We start from the raw sequence: 702 nt of genomic DNA, 5'->3' as shown, positions 1-702 counted from the left end.
TGCGACCGGTCGATCTCGCCCCAATCGGTGTGCAGGGCCACGATCGCCTCACGTTCCCAGTCGAGCAGCCCGTGCAGCGGATGCCCGCCGGGCGCGGCGTCATCAAGGCGCCCGCCGGCGCGGCGGGCAGCCCAGCGCGCCGCCCGCAGATCGTCAATCCCGAGCAGCTGACATGCTGCCCGCGCCGACCAGCCGTGTGCGACGGCGTGGTCGATCAGATCCAGCACGCCGGCCTTGACGTGTGCGTCCACTCGCGACGGGACCGGGCCGGCGGTCAGACCCAACGCGATTTTCCCTCGTGTAGATGCAATGCCACCGCCTGCTCCGCGACCGTGGCCCGCAGCCGCTCGCACTCGGTGCGCAGCTCCTCCATCTCGACCTGCTCGGGGCTCTTGCCCGGACGGCCCGGGCGCGCCGACAACGCGGCCAGCGCACCCTGCTTGGCGGTGCGGCAGATCGTCGTCACCGTCGAGCGGTCGACCTTCCACTTGTCGGCGGCCTCGCGGTGGGTGGACTGCCCGGTCAGCACCGACACGAACACCTCGTACTTCTGACTCGGCGCCAGCACACGCCGCTTGCTCCTGACTGTTGAACTCACTGCCGAATTCGACTTCATAACCAGCCTCCGAACGTGCCCGACACGCCCACGAGTGGCTGGGTATTTTCAACCAGGTCTGGCTCATTAACTCAAACGCATAACAC

Annotated in this window: 1 protein-coding gene and 1 pseudogene; both read right to left on the bottom strand. The window is 68.1% G+C overall.

Going from position 1 to position 702, the window contains the following annotated elements:
* A pseudogene (locus FPZ47_RS27795) lies at window positions 1-284 on the bottom strand (hypothetical protein); the annotation flags it as partial.
* Complete coding sequence (locus FPZ47_RS27790; RefSeq protein WP_246133652.1) at window positions 275-568, bottom strand: helix-turn-helix domain-containing protein; 294 nt, start codon at window positions 566-568, stop codon at window positions 275-277. The gene FPZ47_RS27790 and the pseudogene FPZ47_RS27795, both read right to left, overlap by 10 nt.
* Window positions 569-702: the final 134 nt, after the last annotated feature.

The organism is Mycobacterium helveticum, from assembly GCF_007714205.1.
GTDB lineage: Bacteria > Actinomycetota > Actinomycetes > Mycobacteriales > Mycobacteriaceae > Mycobacterium > Mycobacterium helveticum.
This window is presented reverse-complemented; position numbering and strand designations above follow the sequence as displayed.